Genomic DNA, 16,822 nt, shown 5'->3' with positions numbered 1-16,822 from the left:
GGCGTTCCTCGGTTGCGTGGGACCGTCCGCGGACGGGGTTGATGGACACCGATGCTAACCACACCGGGTCGCCCCAGGAAGCCGGTTCGGACCTATCGTGATCGCAATTTTCGATCACGACGCGCGTGCGAGCAGCCCGCGCGGACTCGCGGGGACCTGGATCCACCAGCTCAACCTGAACCCGAGATGGGGAATGCCGTATCGTCGGCGGCAAATAGCGAAGAAGATCGTTTCGATCAGTGAAATTACAGAAACACTGCACGCGAATTCGAAACAGCCTTCCTTGACAAAAATTACATAGCAACTTGTTCAATCGACTCAGAATTGTAAATTTACCCCCAAGAAATTCGCCTTTACAACCGCTTCACACGAATCGCAAAATCGCGTAGCGTAGGAGCCGGCGGCCTTTCTCGTTCATAAAATCGCCGCCAGCCAATCAACCACGGAGACTATCATGGCCTCAGCTTATGCCGTTTTATACAACCAGGATGGCTGGTTTCTCATCGCCAAGAAACGCACAAAAGGGTATTACTTTGGCAACGGCAAGACGGGAAACGTCTACTCCGCGGGTCGGGATATCAAGAATGGCCCGGGGCTATACGCACTACCGGGGGGCGGAACGGAAGGCCAAGCCGTTGACGCGGCCGCCGCGCGCGAGTTTTCTGAAGAGACAGGGCTCGCCTTACCCCCTTGCTCGAAAAAAGAAGTTAAAAATTTCAACATCCCCAAAGTCGGCGCCTGGGGAGCCGCATACTTTTGCGCTGCAAACGGTGGAGACGTCATCACTACCAGCTCAAAAATACATTCCACCTCCATGCCGAACTCGGTGAAAATCATAAACGAGATCATAAAAAACAAATGGAAAATCAACGAATACAATAAAGTCGTTGAATTTACGGAAAATAATAAAATATCTCCGTGGCCACACGACAACGAACTTGAAAGCGTAGGCTGCTGGAACGTCAAAAACCCCGACAACTGGCAAACCATCACGTCCTGGAAAACCGCAGGAAATGGCACCGACTGGTACTACTACACGCTCGAATATTTGCGCAATAATATTTTGAAAATTCCTCAATAGCCGCAAATTAGCGTCCGCATCAATTTTCATCTTGATGCGGACAGGATTCGAACCGCCAACGCAAGCCATCAACGAATCGGGAGCCGATGACGGCGGTTCCTAGAGCGTGGCGCTGCCGCCGTCGTCATCCTCGTCCTCGTCATCGCTCTCGCCGTGCGGGCCGCCGCCGCCCGTCACGCCGCGCCGCAGCCGCGCATACGAGGCCAGCATGCTGGCCAGCGCCTGCGCGACCGCGGTGGGCGGCGAGGTGCTGCGCCGCACGAGGCAGATGTCGCGCGAGCTGAAGGTCTCGCGCACGGGGATCCGGATCAGCGCGCCCGAGAACAGCTTCAGGTCGGCCAGCACGCCGGGGTCCACCGTCAGGTAGTCGGTCTCGCTGACGAAGTAGAGCGATTCGAGCAGCGTGTCGGCCGTCAGCACGATCTTCGGCATGCCGAGGCCGCGCTCGCCGAACATCTTGACGAGCCGGTTTGCCGCGAAGCCGGCGATGCCCTCGCGGCGAAAGCCCACCCATTCGCAGTCCACCAGCTCGTCGATGCTGGTCGCGCCCGCCTTTGGGTGCCCCGCGCGCGCGAGCACGGCGGCCGTCGAGCGGTACAGCCGGTCGATCTCGAGATCCGCGTCGCTCAGGTTCGGCGCGAGCGGGCACAGCGCGAAATCGAGCCGCCCGTCGCGAATCCGCTCGGTCAGCATCTTCGACGAACCGCTAGACACATGCACGAGCACGTTCGGATAGTCGGCCATGAAGCGCTTGAGCACCGGCATCAGCAGCTCGGCGAGCGGCTCGGAGGTGACGCCGAGCGCGATCCGGCCGCTCGGCTGGCCCTGCAGCTCGCGCATGTCCTGGTCGATCCGCTCGCAGTCGCGCAGGATCGCGCTGGCGCGAATCAGCAGCCGCTCGCCGAACGGCGTCAGGCTGATGCCGAGGTGCGAGCGCGTGAGCAGCGGCGCCGCGAGCTCCGCCTCCAGGCTCTGGATCGCGTGGGTCAGCGCGCTCTGCGCGATGTTCAGCGTGCGCGAGGCGGCGCGGAAGCTGCCCTGCTCCACCACCACGCAGAATGCCCGCAACTGGCTCAGCGTCATCGCGTCCTCCCGTTCCTGTCCTGGCCCGCCAACACGGCGCCGTTGCGCCGTTCCCACACGTAACAATCGCGCGATGCCATGCGCCGGGCGGGTGATCGCCCAATCAGATCACGATGCATACGATCGGTCTTCCTGACAAAAAATTGCCTGCTTAGCATTCCTCTCGACCAATCAGGTCGGGGGCGGGGAGACACACGGATGTTCCCGCATCACACCACACCCATCGGCTCGGCCGAGGACCACGAAGATGAAAAAAAGCCTTCCCGCCATCGCGGCGCTGCTCGCCCTCTCGGGCGCCGCGCACGCGCAAAGCACCGTCACGCTGTACGGCTTGATCGATACCGGCTTCGCGTTCAACTCCAACTCGAAGGGCGGCCGCCAGTACTCGGCCTCCTCCGGCAACCTGCAGGGTGACCGCTGGGGCGTGCGCGGCGTCGAGGATCTCGGCGGCGGCTACGCGGCGATCTTCCGCCTCGAGGGCGGCTACAGCGTCAACACCGGCGCGCTCGGCCAGGGCGGGGACCTGTTCGGCCGCAAGGCCTACGTCGGCCTGCAAACGCCCTACGGCACCGTCACGCTCGGCCGCCAGTACGATTCGCTCGGCGATTACGTCGGCGATTTCGAATCGGCCAACTTCGAGAAGTTCGTGCCCGGCACCGAGTGGGGCAGCATCTACGGCGCGCACCCCGGCGACATCGACAACCTCGACAACAGCTACCGCATCAACAACACCATCAAGTACGCGAGCCGCAGCTACAACGGCCTGAAGTTCGGCGGCATGTATAGTCTCGGCGGGCAGGCCGGCGACGTCACGCGCAACCAGCTCTACAGCCTCGGCGCCGGCTACGACAACGGCCCCGTCGCGCTCGGCGTCGCGTTCGAACGCGCCAAGAACCCGAACTACTCGGTGTTCGGCACCAACCCGAACGCCAACTCCGCCACCGCCGCGAACGCCGCCAACGTCACCAACCCGGTGTTCAGCGGCTTCGCCTCGGCCGGCGCATGGCAGGTGATCTCGGCCGGTGCCGCGTACCACCTCGGCCGCGCCACCATCGGCGGCGTCTACAGCAACGTCGAATTCCAGCACCTCGGCGCCACCGCCGGCGCGGGCCTGAACCCGCTGCATCTGGCCGGCACCGCGAAGTTCAACATCGGCGAACTGAGCGCGTCGTACCTCGTCACGCCGGCGCTGCAACTGGGCGCCGCATACACCTATACGGCCGGCAGCTCGGTGGGCTCGGTCTCGGGCGCCACCTACAACCAGGTCAACCTCGGCGCCGACTACTTCCTGTCGCGCCGCACCGACCTCTACCTGGTCGGCCTCTACCAGCACGCGAGCGGCGTCGATTCGACGGGCAAGAAAGCCGTGGCCGCGATCGCGAACCTGTCCAACTCGTCGAGCGACCGGCAGGCCGCCGTGGTGTTCGGCATTCGCCACAAGTTCTGATCGCTCGGTCATGCACGAAACGGGCACTCGCCGATGGCGGGTGCCCGTTTTTTATTGTCCGCCGGTGGCGAAGGGGTTCGCGGGATGCCCGCTTGCCCTCCCCCTTCAACCCTTCAACTCGCGGCGGTCCTGCCCATCAATAACGCGCGACCCAATGCCCGTCGCGACCATCCACGCGGTGCAGCGTCGGCAGCCTGCCCGCCGCGCCGTCCGGGTCGAAATAGTCGGCCGCCTCGCCGCGCGCCGGCGGCACCTCGCGCACCATCACGCGAAAGCCGTTGGCGCCGTCGCCATGAAGCTCAGGCACCGCGCGCAGCAGCCGGCGCGTGTACGGATGGCACGGATCGTCGAACACGGCGGCGCGCGTGCCGAGTTCGACCAGGTGGCCGCGCAGCATCACCAGCACGCGCGAGGCGATCTGCTCCACCACGCCGAGATCGTGCGAGATCAGCAGGCAGGCGAAACCGTAGCGTGCCTGCAGCGACGTGAACAGATCGAGCACCTGCTTCTGCACCGTCACGTCGAGCGCCGACACCGGCTCGTCGGCGATGATCACGGCCGGCCGGCTCACCAGCGCACGCGCGATCGCCACGCGCTGGCGCTGGCCGCCCGACAGCTCGTGAACGAAGCGCCGTGCGTGCTCGCCAAGGCCAACGTCGCCCAGCACCGTGGCCACGCGCGCGGCGCGCTCGGCCGCGTCGAGATCGCGGTTCAGCCGCAACCCCTCGGCCACCAGCTCGCCCACGCGCATGCGCGGATCGAGCGCCGAGTACGGATCCTGAAACACGATCTGCACCGCGCGGCGCGCGGCCTGCAGGCGCTTCGCGCCGCCGTCCAGATAGGTCGCGCCATCGAGCAGCACCTGCCCCTCGGCCGCCGCGACGAGGCCGAGCGCGACCTTGGCGAGCGTGGTCTTGCCGCTGCCCGATTCACCGACGATCGCGAGCGTCTCGCCCGCATGCAGCCGGAACGACGTCGGGAACACGGTGCGCACCATGCCGCGTCGCGCGCCGCCCGTGCTCGAGCCTGGTTGGGTTCGCTTGAACCAGCCGGCGAGCCGCCCGCCGCGCGGCTGCGCGTAGTCCACCGCCACCTCGCGCATCTCCAGCACCGCGCGACTGTCGCCGGCCGTGGCCGGCGGCGTGTCGGGCCGCTTCGGCAGCGCCTCCAGCAGCGCGCGCGTGTACGGATGCGCGGGCCGCGACAGCACGCGTTCGGCCGTGCCGGTCTCCACCGCCGTGCCCGCGCGCATCACCAGCACGCGCTCGGTGTAGGCCGCCACCAGCGCGAGGTTGTGGCTGATGAAGATCAGCGCCGTGCCTTCGTCGCGCGTCAGCTCCATCATCACGTCGAGCACTTCCTTCTGCACCACGCAGTCGAGCGCGGTGGTGGGCTCGTCGGCGATCAGCAGCTTCGGGCGCAGCAGCATCGCCGAGGCCAGCACGATGCGCTGGCGCATGCCGCCCGAGAACTCGTGCGGATACCGCTTCATGCAGTCGCGAGGATTGCGCACGTAGACGCGTTCGAGCATCGCCAGCGCCCGCTGCGTGGCTTCCTCGCGTGACAGACCACGGCGGCGCATCAGCGCCTCGGTCAGCTGCACGCCGATCCGGAACGCCGGGTTCAGCGACACCATCGGCTCCTGGAACACCATGCCGATGCCGGTGCCGCGCGTGGCGCGCCATTGCGCGGCGCTCTGCGCGAGCAGCGGCGCGCCGCCGAAGCTCACGCCGCCACCGAGCACGCGCGCCGAATCGGGCAGCAAGCCGAGCAGCGTCTTGCCGATCAGCGTCTTGCCGCTACCCGACTCGCCCACCACGGCCAGCGAATGGCCGGCCGCCAGCTCGAAGCTCACGCCGTCCACCACGCGCTTGACGTCGCCGCCCGGCACGTTGAAGCCGAGCGTGAGCGCGTCCACGCGCAGCAGCGGCGCGTCGGGCGTGGTCGTATTCATCGCCGGTGCATCACCGTTCTGGTTCGCGGTCATCGCGTCACTCCTTTCATGCGCGGATCGAGCAGGTCGCGCAGCGCGTCGCCGAGCAGGTTGATGCCGAGCAGCGCCAGCGAAATCGAAACACCGGGGAACACCGCCAGCCAGATCGCGCGATCGATCGCGTCGCGGCTGTCGGCCAGCATCCCGCCCCAGGTGGGCGCCGGCGGCGGCACGCCGAGGCCGAGGAAGCTCAGCGCGCTCTCGGCCAGCAGCGCCGAGCCGAACAGCGAGGTGGCGAACACCAAGAGCGGCGTGACGATGTTCGGCAACACATGGCGCCAGAGAGTCCAGGCGCCGCCGTTGCCCATCGCCTGCGAGGCCACCACGAAGTCGCGCCCGCGCAGCGTGAGCGTGCCGCCGTGCGCGAGCCGCGTGACCGACGGCGTGTAGGCCAGCCCCAGCGCCAGCACCACCGAGCCCTTCGAGCCGCCCACCACGGTCATGATGCCGAGCGCGAGCAGCAGGCCCGGGAACGCCATCAGCGAATCGGTGATCACCAGCACCACGCGGTCGACCACGCCGCCCGCATAGGCCGAGATGGTGCCGAGCACGGTGCCCGCCAGCAGCGCGAACAGCACCGAGCCGAGGCTGACCGTGAGGCTGACCGAGGCGCCCGCCATGATGCGCGAGAGCACGTCGCGGCCGAACTCGTCGGTGCCGAGCCAGTGTTGCGCGCCCGGCGCCGCGAAGCGCGCGATCAGGTCCACCGCGCTCGGATCGTAGGGCGTCCAGACCAGGCCGACGGCGGCCGTCAGCACCAGCCACGCCACCAGCAGCGTGCCGACCGCCAAGTTGAAGCGTTTGAACAGGGAGCGTTTCATTCAGATTTTCATGCGTGGATCGAAGACCGGCCGCAGCAGGTCCACGACGAGATTGACGAGCACGTAGAGCAGCGCGATCACGAGCAGGCAGCCCTGCACCACCGGATAGTCGCGCGCGTAGATGCTGTCCACCAGCAGGCGCCCCATGCCGGGCAGCGTGAACACCGTCTCGATCACCGCGCCGCCCGCCAGCAGATGGCCCAGCACGAGGCCCACCACCGTCAGCGTCGGGCCGAACGCGTTGGGCAGCGCGTGCAGCATCACGCGCGGCTCCGACAGTCCCTTGGCGCGCGCGTGTGCGATGTATTCGAGGCGCAGCACCTCGATGCTGCTCGCGCGCATCACGCGCATCAGCACCGCGATCTCGCCGAGCGCGACCGCCAGCACCGGCAGCAGCAGGTAGCGCAGCGAGCCCCAGCCCGCCTCGGCGAAGCTCTGGTAGCCGAAGGTCGGCAGCCATTGCAGCTTCACGCCGAATACCCACATCAGCAGGATGCCGATCCAGAAGCTCGGCAGCGAGACGAACAGGATGCCGGTGAAGACGATCGCCGAATCGGTTCGGCGGTTCTGCAGCCAGGCCGCCACGAGCCCCGCCGGGATCGCCACCAGCGCCGCGATGAAGGTGGCGGCCAGCACGATCTGCGCCGTCACCGGGAAGGTGGTGCGGATCAGCTCGCCCACCGGCTGGTGGCGCACGATCGACATGCCCAGATCGCCGTGCAGCAGGTGCGTGAGCCAAAGCAGGAACTGCTCGGGCAGCGGGCGATCGAGGCCGAAGCCGTGGCGCATCTGCGCCAGCAGCGCGGGATCGTTGATGTCGCCGAGCATCAGCAGGGCCGGGTCGCCGGGGATCGCGCGGATCATCGCGAACACCAGCACCGTGACGATCGCCACCGACGGCACCGCCATCACGATCCGTTTCAATACGTAGTTCAACATGCGGAAGTCTCGCTGCGGGTCAGTGCTTGGTCACGTTGAAGACGCGCGTGCGCCGCATCGGCCACGACGCGACGCCGTCCAGCCGGCGGCTCGCGATCTGCAGGTCCGGCACGTAGTACATCATCAGCATCGGCACGTCGGCGAGCATCAGCTCGTGCAGCTGATCGAACACGCGGCGGCGCGCGGCGTCGTCGCTTACGCCCTGCAGGCCGCGCAGCAACGCGCGCGCCCGCGGGTTCTCCCACTGCGCCATCGGCCGCGTGTCCTTGTCGCCGAGCACGTCGCCGTACATCAGTTCCGGATCGATGCGCGCCGAATAGGCGAACGACATCAGCTGGAAGCGGCCCGAGCGGAAATCGGCCAGCTGCTTGCCCCACTCCACGATGTCGAGGCGCGTGGCGATGCCCGCCTGCGCCAGCAGCGACTGCATATAGACGGCCATCGTGTACATGTGCGGGAAGCGCCGGCTCGTCTCCAGGCTCAGCGTCTGGCCGTGGTAGCCGGCTTCGGTGAGCAGGCGGCGCATTTCGGGCAGGTTGCGTGTGTAGCCCTGCGCGTCGTCGTGCGTGAACAGGCGCGTGGCGCTCGGCACCAGCGACGGATCGTAGGGCGCGCGACCGTCGGTGACCGCGTTGACGATGCCCGGCAGGTCCAGCGCGAGCGAGATCGCGCGGCGCAGGCGCAGGTCCGACAGCAGAGGATCGCGCGTCTGCATCAGCAGCATCGCCGAATCGGTGCTCGGGCCCGAGATCACGCGCCAGCGCGGATCGGGTGGCAGCACGCCGTTCTCGCCCACCGACATCAGGTCGATCTGCCCCGCCACCAGCGCCGATTTCTGCGCGGCTTCGTCGGGGATCACCACGAAACGCACGTCGCCATAGGCGTGCTTCGCGCCGGCCAGGCCGCTCGGCGCTTCGGCGCGCGGGCGGTAGCCGGGGAACGGACGCAGCAGCACATACTGGCCGCGCTTCCATTCGGCGAACTCGAACGGGCCGGTGGCGACCGGCTTCAGCCATTGGCCGGCCGCGTCCACGCTCGACGGGCTCAGCACCGCGAGCGGACAGCGCGGGTCGACCATGCGCGTGAGGAACAGCGCGTTCGGGCGATCGAGATCGAAGATCACCGTCATCGGGTCGGGCGTGCGCACGTCCAGCACGCGCGCGCCGCGACTGCCGTCGTAGACGTTGCGGCACTCGAAGCCCGAGCTGCGCTTCATCAGGAACGTGTAGCTCCAGCGCACCTCGCGCGAGGTCATCGGCGTGCCGTCGTGGAAACGCACGCCGTGGCGCAGGTGGAACGTGTAGGTCTTGCCGTCCGGGGAAATGTCCCAGCTGTCGGCCAGCATCGGGCCGACACTGAGGTCGGCGCGCAGCGCGACGAGGGACTCGACGACGTTGCCGAGGATGTTGTCGGTGGCCGTGTTGCGCGCGATGTTGCCAGGCATCGAGGTGGGTGTGTCGGCGCCTTCGGCGACGCGGATTTCGGGTTGCTGCGGTGATTGAGGCGCGGGTTGGGCCGGGGTGGCTGACGGCGGCATGGGTGTCGCTTCTGCTGCCTGGCCTGGCATCAGCAGCGCGCCGGCGGCGAGCAGCAACGCGGACAGGCCGGTACGAAGCACCGCGCGGCGCGCCATCGTGGCGGTTGGCTTGCGCCCCGGGGGCTCGGTGCAGGCAGTGAGGGGATGCATCCAGTCTCCAGATCGGTATCAGCTAACGTGCTTCGACCGGATGCTCGCTCCGGCCGCGGGGCGCTCGATGCGTGCCACCGTAGCGTGACGACGATGCTAGGCATCGCCCGATGCGGGAGGAAGCCTCGCCAAATTATCATGATCTAAATTTTAGATCAGGGGCAATGGCGTCGGGACGGGATGGAGATTTATCCGACGGTTCGGGAGAGAGAGCCGGCCATGCGGTTGCCACACCGTAACGAACACGCCAGCCAAACGTTTGCGCGACTGGCCGATTTCATCGGCCGGCTTGCTGATAGATCGTGGAAGGCGCCGGCACGTCACCCACGCCCCACTCCGCACCGATAGCCCGGCGCGCATGCGATAAGCGGTTCATGACGGTGTCGACCGGCACGCCGAGCACCTCAGCCGCCTCGCCGTAACGAAGCCCTTCGATCACTATCAGCAGCATCACGACGCGTTGCGCTTCGGGCAAACGCTCGACGGCGGCCACGATCCGGTCGTTCATCGTGGCCGCCTCCGGATTGCCGGCGCTCGGTTCCAGCCCGGCCTCCATGCAATCCCGGTCCCGGTCCTGTCTCGCGCTGAAGCGGCTGCGCACGCTGCCCGCGTCGCGTTCATTGGCCCAGATGCCGTGCAGGGTCGAAAACATCCAGATCAGCGACGACATGCCCGGGCGCCACTGATGCGCGCGCGCCAGACCTTGCGCGCAAGCGCGCTCGAGCATGTGCTCGGCATCGTGCCGGTTTCCACACAGGCGCAGGGAGAACACCCAGAGCCGGGGCAACATGCCCGGCAGCAAGCCAGCCAGCATCTCGAGGTTCGCGGCCGACGTGGTGGCGCCGTCCGCAAACCGGGCCTTCCGAGATGATTGATTCGATCGAGATGAATGCATCAATCCGTGTCCAGATTTATAGAATCGCCCATCCAGTCCGACTGCCGGCGCAACCCGCTACCTTTTCAACCACCATTCGTGATGTCACCCGCCAATCAGCTTGCCCGGATCGCCTCGGACTGATGCTCAACCGCGACGCGCCGGTGGCGGCGGATCACTTCGACATTGCTCCGCCGGAATAGCCTTGCCAACCCGCGCGAGAGCGACCCATCATCAGGCTTGCTTGACGAGCGAGAGGATCTGAATGTTGTCGACCTTCGGCTCGCCGACACCGGCGGCAAGCGGAAAATCCTCCACCTCGCCGGTCAGCCCATAGCCGCGGCGCTCGTAAAACGCCAGCAACTCCGGGCGCCCCGACAGCACCGAGATGTCGAAACGGGCCGCACCGAAATGCTGCCTCGCATACTGCTCCGCGTGATCGAGCATCTGCTTGCCGACGCCACTCGCCTGCCGGGCGGGATCGGTGGCCAGCATGCCGATATAGGCACCCGCCTCACTGCCCTGCACGTGAACGCAGGCCACCAGCCTGGCACCGTCGCACAACAGCAGGACAGCGGATTTCTCGCCGAACAAGGCGCCGACCTGCTGCGCGGAAACTCGCGGGCCGGCAAGCATGTTGGACTCGTGGGTCCAGCCGCCGCTTTTCCCGTCGGGGCGATACGCTCGATTCACGAGATCGGCAACGTCCGCCGAGTCGGCATCAGAGGCAATTCGAAGATCCAATGTCATGGTTTCCTTGTCAAAAGCGGCGCTCAACTCAATCGCGCCGCAGCCGATGGCACGCACCGACGATGGCCAAGGGAAAGGATTTGGCCACGCCGGCACTGGCATCCATCAGCTTGTTAACAGCTTACAGTCCAAACGAAAACCCAACATCGGTCATTTGACCGATAGGGAAGCGCCGGGACACCCGCACCTCAACGCAGGTTTCCCGGCAGCCTGACGCGATACAACTGGATGGGAAGATGGATGGTGGAGTGCCCGTGGTTGAACGCGGGCGCGCCGTCGATTTGCGGAACCGGCAGCAGGATGTTGCCCCGGCCGTCGAGGAACGGCGCATCGACCCAGCGCAGCCTGCGATCTCGCACGATCGTCGAGAGCGTTCCGTCCGGGGCGCGTCGCATCAATGTGTTGTCGGCCAGCGGCGTGTAATAGAGGCTGCCGTCGGCGCCCATCGCGGTCCCGCCGACGGGTGGATTCTCGAACCAGACCGTGACCTGTCGCGCCAGATCGGCGTCGCTCATCGAGTCGTCATCGAGCAAGCGCGTTTCGATTCGCGAGAGCGGGCCGGAGAGCGGGCCGAAATAGAAATACCGGCCATCGGGACTGACTTCAAGCGGATCCGCGTTGACCTTGAGCGGCTGCCCATCCCCGGCGGTCAGCACCTTGCCGTTGACGACGATCCGGTCGTTCGGCCTGGCACGAACAAACGGCATGCCGTCGAACCGGCGTCGCACGCTGCCGTCATCGAGGTTCAGCACGAGGATCGCTCCCTCGCCCGCGTCGGTCAGATAGGCATGGCGGCCGTGGATCCGGATGTCGTCAACGTAGGTATGCGCCTGAATCGCGGCGGCCGGCAGGACATAGATGCGGACCACCGCGTCGGTACGCGGATCGATGCGAACGATCTTGGCGCCGCCGGGGATCGTTGCGCCACCGAACGCCGGCGCCCCGGTATCGACGAGCCACAGGTCGCCACCCGCGTCCTCGTGGATCGCATTGACGCTTACGAACGCATGCGATGCATCACCGCCGGGCGTCCATCCGTTCCAGGCGCGATCGGGATAAGGCGTGAGCGAGCCGTCCTTCCCGGCCACGGCGACGGCCGGGCCGGTGTTGCCGGTCCAGCGCGGCGCACTGACGATGACGCGCCCCGCCGCATCGACGGCGACCGCGTTCCAGGGCATCTGCGTGTTCTGCCGCGCCACCATCAGCGTCGGGCGCTGTCGAGCAGGGTCGCGCGCTTGCGTGACCGCCGGCGTGCCGGACAAAGCGGCGAAGAGCGTCAGGGCAAGCAGGCTTGCGAGGGATTGTTTTCTGCGGGAAGGAAACACGTTTTCTCCAGCGACAGGTGTGGGCGGCGCGAGATCCGGACGTGCCGGGGCGCGGCCCGCTCCTGCACCCGGATCTCGCTCGATGCCGCTGCGTGGCGATCATTCGCCTTCGTGGAAAGGCCGAAAAAGAATCGCCGGATGGGAATCGGCGGCATGCGCCGCCGTGCGCCGATGCTCGAGCGCATCGACAGTGGAGCCGCTCGCGTTACTGCAGGAAGCCCGCGTTGCGCAGCGCTTCCTCGGCGGCCTCGTGGTCCTGGATCGAGGTACCGCCCGAGATGCCGATGCCGCCCACCAGTTGCCCTTCATGGAAGATGGGGACGCCGCCGCCCACCGGCGTCATGCGCGGATGGTGTGCCAGCGGGGCCACCATGGGTTCGGCCATGTACTGGTTCCAGCGATGCGTCGACATGCCGAACGAAACGGCGGTCCATGCTTTGTCGGTAGCGACGCCGACGGTGAGGAACGGCGCCGAATCCGCGCGCTCGAACGCCCGCAGGTGGCCACCCGCATCGGTGATGGCGATGGTGGCGGCAAAGCCGCGCGTCGCGCAGGCGCGGCGCGCTTCCGACAGCAAGGCTTGCGCGGCTTCCAGGCTGATCGTGGCCGTGCTGATGATCGATGAGGTCATAAGTGGTCCTATGTTTTTAGTTCAGGAATTGGCGACAACGACCTTGCCGATCATGTCGCCCGCCTCCACCAGCGCGTGGGCTTGAATCAGGCTCGCGGCATTGATGCCGTCGATACGCTGGGTCAGGGTGTGCTTGAGGTCGCCGCGATCGACCAGTTGCGCCACGCGGCGCAGCAAGGCGTGCTGGCGGGCGATGCTGCCGGTGGTGAACATCGCGCGGGTGAACATCAGTTCCCAGTGGATCGAAATGGATTTGCCCTTGAACGGCCCGATGTCCAGGTTCACCGGGTCGTCAATCAGCGCGAACTGGCCTTCCGGGCGCAGCACGGCCGCGATTTGCGGCACGTGGGCCGCGCTCTGGTTCAACCCCGCCACATGGGTAACGTGCTCGATGCCGAGTGCCGCCAGTTGCGGCGCCCAAGGCTGGCGATGATCGATGACGTGATGCGCGCCCTGCTTCAGCACCCACTCGCGGGTTTCCGTGCGCGAGGCCGTGCCGACGATGGTCATGCCCGTCAGCGCGCGGGCCAGCTGCGTGAGGATCGAGCCGACGCCCCCCGCCGCGCCCACGACCAGCAGCACAGTGCGCTCCGTCGGGTCCGCGGACTGGACCTGCAGCCGGTCGAACAGCAGCTCCCACGCGGTGATGGCCGTGAGCGGCAGCGATGCCGCTTCCGCGAAATCGAGCGACGTCGGCATTGGCCCGACGATGCGCTCGTCCACCGCCTGCAGTTCGCTGTTGCTGCCCGGACGCGTGATGTCACCCGCGTACCACACGCGGTCACCGGGCTTGAAGCGCGTGGCCAGCGGCCCCACCGCGCGGACGATGCCCGCCGCATCCCAACCGGCGATGCGCGCGCCACCCGCCGGCACATCGCCACCGCGCCGGATCTTCGTGTCGACCGGATTGACCGACACCGCTTTGACTTCGACCAGCAGGTCGTGATCGCGCAGCTCGGGCACCGGCAGTTCGATGTCCTGCAAGGCCTGGGGATGAGTGACGGGATGGTTCTGATGGAAGCCAACTGCATGCATGAGGAAAGCGCCCCCTGGAGATCGGAGATTGACCGGAACCCGGAACGCCACTGGCTTTCCGGGACATAAGGGCTTCATGCTATCTTTCTTGAAATTGCAGATAAATCCGGCTGAAACCGAAACACTTTCGTGAGTTCAATGAAAATTATCCGGATCGACGACGTCCAGATTTTTGTACGAACCGCCGACGCCGGCAGTTTCTCGGAAGCCGCGCGCCAGATGAATATCGCGCCCGGTCACGCGAGCGCTTCGGTGCATCGGCTGGAAAAGGCGCTGGATACGCGGTTGTTCACGCGCTCCACGCGCAGCATGCAATTGTCCGAGGCGGGAGAACGCTACCTGCCGCATGCGCGGGTGATGGTGAGCGAGCACGAGCAAGGCGAGCGGGATCTGGCGGAGGGACAGCGTGCGCTTTCCGGGCCGCTGCGGCTGTCGGCGCCTTCCGATTTCGGGCGGAATTTGTTGTTGCCTTGGCTGGATGAGTTTCAGCGTCTGCATCCGGGGGTGTCGCTGCATTTGAAGATCAGCGACCGGGCGGCGGATTTGATTCGGCAGCCGCTGGATGCGGTGGTGCGTTACGGTGCGTTGCCTGACTCGTCGCTTCTGGCGTTGAAGCTGGCAGGTGATAACCGGCGGGCTTTATGCGCCGCGCCGTCTTATCTTCAGCGGTATGGGGTGCCGGCCAAGGTCGAGGATTTGCGGCGGCATAACTGCCTGCGGTATGTGTGGAGCGAACAGTTGCATGAGCGATGGCGGTTTACGCTGCCTGGCGGCGATCGCACGGTGGCGGTTACGGGGAATCGCGTTAGCGATGATGCGGATGCGGTTCGGCGGTGGGCTGTTGCGGGTGAGGGGTTGGTTTATAAGTCACGGCTGGATCTTGTCGAGGATTTGAAGGCCGGGAGGTTGGTGGAGTTGTTTCCGCCGGAGTACTGTGAGCCGGCGCCTTTGCATTTGGTCTGTGCGCATCGCTCGCAGGTGACGCCGGTGATTAGTGAACTGCATGGGTTTTTGGAGCGGCGTTGTGGTGAATCGTTGGCTGGTTGTCCGCCTGCGGGGATTTTTTCGGAGGCGTCGTGACGAGGAGTGGCGCTGGACATGCGATGAAGATGGAAACGCGCGATGGCCATACAAGCCACGCGCGTCATCGGTTAGGACAGGACGCCTACTCCCTTGGACACCCTGACCGGCCTGATTCCTTCGGACAGTTCCAATCTAGGAAAACGGCCTGGCTTGCTTCAGTCGAACAACATCGCTGCTTGAAGTCGTTCGGCGTCAGGCAGGCCAGGCTCGAATGCGGTCGAATGGCATTGCAATGACGCCGTCATTGCTCGATGACGACCCTGGCCTCAATACGCGCTCGAAACCATTCCAGGCTCAGGCATTCGTCCCTGAGCTTGCCGTTGAAGCTTTGCCCACAAAAATGTGACAGGCTCGCCGGTCTTGCCCTCCCGGCAGAAGCCTTAGCACCGAATCACTCCCCGATGAGATTCATGACGTCGAACGAATCCATGCCGCCATCGCCGCCACCGATAGCCGGCGGTGGCGCCGGCAATTCGCGAACGCTCGGCTTGCCGGCGCGATCCATCGTGACGAGCATTCTTTTGTTGTAATTGAATATGCCCCACGCGGGAAGCTCCCATTTTCCGATATGAGTCAGTGTCAGGTCGTTTTCAATCCTCGCCCGAATTCGCTGATCCTCGTCGAGCGGCATGGGTTCATCAACGATGACGGCATTGAATTTGTTCGAAATACCAAAAGGAATCTCTAGCGTCAGCGCGCCACGATTCAATCCCATGACACCGCTTGCGTCGACCTGCATCTTAAGGTGCGCGTCATGTTTGCAGCGCAGCGCATCGAGGATATTCAGAGGCATCTTCCACGGCGCATCCTTCATGAAGCTTCCGATAAATCGTGCTTCCAGAATCGATGCGGTGATGACGCAGTCCGGCATGCGTGACAACTGGAGTTCGGCTTTCGCACCGATGCGTGCCGGCTGAAGCGTTTCCGTATCCTGGCCAAATTCGAAATCGTCCCCCTGCAGCTCCACGTCGATGCGCCCGATGACGGCCTTATCGAAGTTCTCCGACACATATTTGGCGTAGAAGCGCTCCTTTCGCCGGCTTGACAGGAATACGTTTCCCAAGGGCAGGTCGTTGATGACCAGCCTCGCATCGTGTCGAACCGATTCACTCTCCGCATGCGCCTTGAATTCGAGCTGGTTTTGTCCGTCGAAATACGGTGTCCAGCGCGTGTCTAAACTGAACTTCGAATTGTATAATCCGTTAAGAGTTAGCGATGCAAACGCGCGCAACATCAGCTTGTCTTGAAGCGCACGTTGGTTCACCACGGTGGCCGCCACGTATCGGAACGGGTATTGGATGATATTGAGCGAGGTGCCATACAATCCACCGAGCAATTGATTCAAGCGTTCGGCGCTAAGATAAGGATGCACATCCCGCCGTCCATAATCGATCGACTTGATCCAGTCACGCTCGGGAAGCAGGGCTGGCGTATCACGCGGGGTAGGCGCTCCGCACGCCGGGCAGTTGCGGGGATACATCCACCGATAATACTTGAGGTTGCAAACAGGACAGGTAACGAGCATTGCGGCTTCCTCTCAATCTCCCCGCGATAATGCAAATCGCCGGGCTCTCGTGGCGATGAAAAGCATGTTGCAGTTCGAGCCGACATATCCTCACGTCAAATCGACTGAGCCGATCCATGCAGCATGATGTGATTTCATATTCACACGGCAGCAAAATCAACGTCAACCGCATTTCCAGTATAAATCGGAATAAATTTAATTGTATTTGCAGTTGATTTTTACCAACCACTGGATCGATCTGAAAATCAGTCGATTTATCATCGAAGCATCGTTTCCACCGCACTCTCACTACGGCATCGAGCGGTTTTACCACTGGTCGAAATCGATTGTCTTGCGGCGGTACTCTCTGATGGTGGCGTTGATGGTTTGTATGGGGGACGAAATCCGCCGATGTCGCCCAGCCACGCTTTGACTTCTCAATCTCGTTCGAGGGTCACCGTTTCCGACGGAAACGACGGCGACTCTCGATCGTTGCCTTGATCGGCGACTGTACCTTGACCTACCCAAACGGCTAACGTCACCCCCAAACGCACATAACCATCACCTCA

Annotated in this window: 14 protein-coding genes and 1 pseudogene; 3 read left to right on the top strand and 12 right to left on the bottom strand. The window is 64.8% G+C overall.

Annotated elements, in window-relative coordinates; translation table 11 throughout:
* The first annotated feature begins 454 nt into the window (after positions 1–454).
* A complete protein-coding gene (locus tag BpN12_RS22120; protein ID WP_246797586.1) occupies positions 455–1,081 on the top strand; it encodes an NUDIX hydrolase in 627 nt (208 codons plus the stop codon).
* A 99-nt stretch (positions 1,082–1,180) separates the two neighbouring features.
* Here the strand turns inward: BpN12_RS22120 and BpN12_RS22115 are convergent, their stop codons facing one another.
* Complete coding sequence (locus tag BpN12_RS22115; RefSeq protein WP_246797585.1) at positions 1,181–2,164, bottom strand: LysR substrate-binding domain-containing protein; 984 nt, start codon at positions 2,162–2,164, stop codon at positions 1,181–1,183.
* Positions 2,165–2,411: 247 nt separating this feature from the next.
* On the opposite strand from BpN12_RS22115, the gene BpN12_RS22110 reads away from it, so the two are divergent.
* Positions 2,412–3,611: a porin gene (locus BpN12_RS22110; protein WP_246797584.1), complete on the top strand. Its 1,200-nt coding sequence runs from the start codon at positions 2,412–2,414 to the stop codon at positions 3,609–3,611.
* 136 nt (positions 3,612–3,747) lie between these two features.
* On the opposite strand, the gene BpN12_RS22105 is transcribed toward BpN12_RS22110, so the two are convergent.
* The 9 genes from BpN12_RS22105 to BpN12_RS22065 all read right to left on the bottom strand — a co-directional run bounded on the left by BpN12_RS22105 (position 3,748) and on the right by BpN12_RS22065 (position 13,666).
* Positions 3,748–5,598 (bottom strand): dipeptide ABC transporter ATP-binding protein, encoded by a 1,851-nt coding sequence (locus BpN12_RS22105; protein WP_246797583.1) that lies wholly within the window; start codon positions 5,596–5,598, stop codon positions 3,748–3,750.
* Entirely contained in the window at positions 5,595–6,425 is an 831-nt protein-coding gene (locus BpN12_RS22100) for an ABC transporter permease (RefSeq protein ID WP_246797582.1), read from the bottom strand. Before BpN12_RS22100 ends, BpN12_RS22105 begins: the two co-directional genes overlap by 4 nt.
* Positions 6,426–7,364, bottom strand: a complete 939-nt coding sequence (locus BpN12_RS22095) for an ABC transporter permease (protein WP_246797581.1) — start codon at positions 7,362–7,364, stop codon at positions 6,426–6,428.
* Between the two features lie 19 nt (positions 7,365–7,383).
* Complete coding sequence (locus tag BpN12_RS22090; protein WP_246797580.1) at positions 7,384–9,051, bottom strand: ABC transporter substrate-binding protein; 1,668 nt, start codon at positions 9,049–9,051, stop codon at positions 7,384–7,386.
* A 277-nt stretch (positions 9,052–9,328) separates the two neighbouring features.
* Positions 9,329–9,865 (bottom strand): RNA polymerase sigma factor, encoded by a 537-nt coding sequence (locus BpN12_RS22085; protein WP_246797955.1) that lies wholly within the window; start codon positions 9,863–9,865, stop codon positions 9,329–9,331.
* Positions 9,866–10,159: 294 nt separating this feature from the next.
* Entirely contained in the window at positions 10,160–10,732 is a 573-nt protein-coding gene (locus tag BpN12_RS22080) for a GNAT family N-acetyltransferase (protein WP_246797579.1), read from the bottom strand.
* A gap of 131 nt (positions 10,733–10,863) precedes the next feature.
* Positions 10,864–12,000 carry an L-dopachrome tautomerase-related protein gene (locus BpN12_RS22075; protein WP_246797578.1) on the bottom strand — a complete coding sequence of 379 codons (1,137 nt, stop codon included), beginning with the start codon at positions 11,998–12,000 and terminating at the stop codon, positions 10,864–10,866.
* A gap of 205 nt (positions 12,001–12,205) precedes the next feature.
* Entirely contained in the window at positions 12,206–12,631 is a 426-nt protein-coding gene (locus BpN12_RS22070; RefSeq protein WP_246797577.1) for a GlcG/HbpS family heme-binding protein, read from the bottom strand.
* A gap of 21 nt (positions 12,632–12,652) precedes the next feature.
* Positions 12,653–13,666 (bottom strand): zinc-binding alcohol dehydrogenase family protein, encoded by a 1,014-nt coding sequence (locus tag BpN12_RS22065; RefSeq protein ID WP_246797576.1) that lies wholly within the window; start codon positions 13,664–13,666, stop codon positions 12,653–12,655.
* Positions 13,667–13,810: 144 nt separating this feature from the next.
* Here BpN12_RS22065 and BpN12_RS22060 point away from each other — a divergent pair, with 144 nt between their 5' ends.
* Positions 13,811–14,746 (top strand): LysR family transcriptional regulator, encoded by a 936-nt coding sequence (locus BpN12_RS22060; RefSeq protein WP_246797954.1) that lies wholly within the window; start codon positions 13,811–13,813, stop codon positions 14,744–14,746.
* 85 nt (positions 14,747–14,831) lie between these two features.
* On the opposite strand, the pseudogene BpN12_RS22055 reads toward BpN12_RS22060, so the two are convergent.
* Positions 14,832–15,080, bottom strand: a pseudogene (locus tag BpN12_RS22055) (integrase core domain-containing protein); the annotation flags it as partial.
* Positions 15,081–15,140: 60 nt separating this feature from the next.
* On the bottom strand, positions 15,141–16,274 hold the full coding sequence (locus BpN12_RS22050; RefSeq protein WP_246797575.1) for a hypothetical protein: 1,134 nt from the start codon (positions 16,272–16,274) through the stop codon (positions 15,141–15,143).
* Positions 16,275–16,822 lie beyond the last annotated feature (548 nt).

This window comes from Burkholderia perseverans (assembly GCF_022870505.1).
Classification (GTDB): domain Bacteria; phylum Pseudomonadota; class Gammaproteobacteria; order Burkholderiales; family Burkholderiaceae; genus Burkholderia; species Burkholderia plantarii.
Note: the sequence above shows the minus strand (reverse complement) of the source record. Positions and strands in the feature narration are given on the sequence as shown.

Bases quoted from the DNA above. Each gene is read 5' to 3' on its own strand.
- BpN12_RS22070 (WP_246797577.1), bottom strand. From the start codon at position 12,631: ATGACCTCATCGATCATCAGCACGGCCACGATCAGCCTGGAAGCCGCG.
- BpN12_RS22085 (WP_246797955.1), bottom strand. From the start codon at position 9,865: ATGCTGGCTGGCTTGCTGCCGGGCATGTTGCCCCGGCTCTGGGTGTTC.
- BpN12_RS22120 (WP_246797586.1), top strand. From the start codon at position 455: ATGGCCTCAGCTTATGCCGTTTTATACAACCAGGATGGCTGGTTTCTC.
- BpN12_RS22095 (WP_246797581.1), bottom strand. From the start codon at position 7,364: ATGTTGAACTACGTATTGAAACGGATCGTGATGGCGGTGCCGTCGGTG.
- BpN12_RS22115 (WP_246797585.1), bottom strand. From the start codon at position 2,164: ATGACGCTGAGCCAGTTGCGGGCATTCTGCGTGGTGGTGGAGCAGGGC.
- BpN12_RS22110 (WP_246797584.1), top strand. From the start codon at position 2,412: ATGAAAAAAAGCCTTCCCGCCATCGCGGCGCTGCTCGCCCTCTCGGGC.
- BpN12_RS22065 (WP_246797576.1), bottom strand. From the start codon at position 13,666: ATGCATGCAGTTGGCTTCCATCAGAACCATCCCGTCACTCATCCCCAG.
- BpN12_RS22050 (WP_246797575.1), bottom strand. From the start codon at position 16,274: ATGCTCGTTACCTGTCCTGTTTGCAACCTCAAGTATTATCGGTGGATG.
- BpN12_RS22090 (WP_246797580.1), bottom strand. From the start codon at position 9,051: ATGCATCCCCTCACTGCCTGCACCGAGCCCCCGGGGCGCAAGCCAACC.
- BpN12_RS22100 (WP_246797582.1), bottom strand. From the start codon at position 6,425: ATGAAACGCTCCCTGTTCAAACGCTTCAACTTGGCGGTCGGCACGCTG.
- BpN12_RS22105 (WP_246797583.1), bottom strand. From the start codon at position 5,598: ATGACCGCGAACCAGAACGGTGATGCACCGGCGATGAATACGACCACG.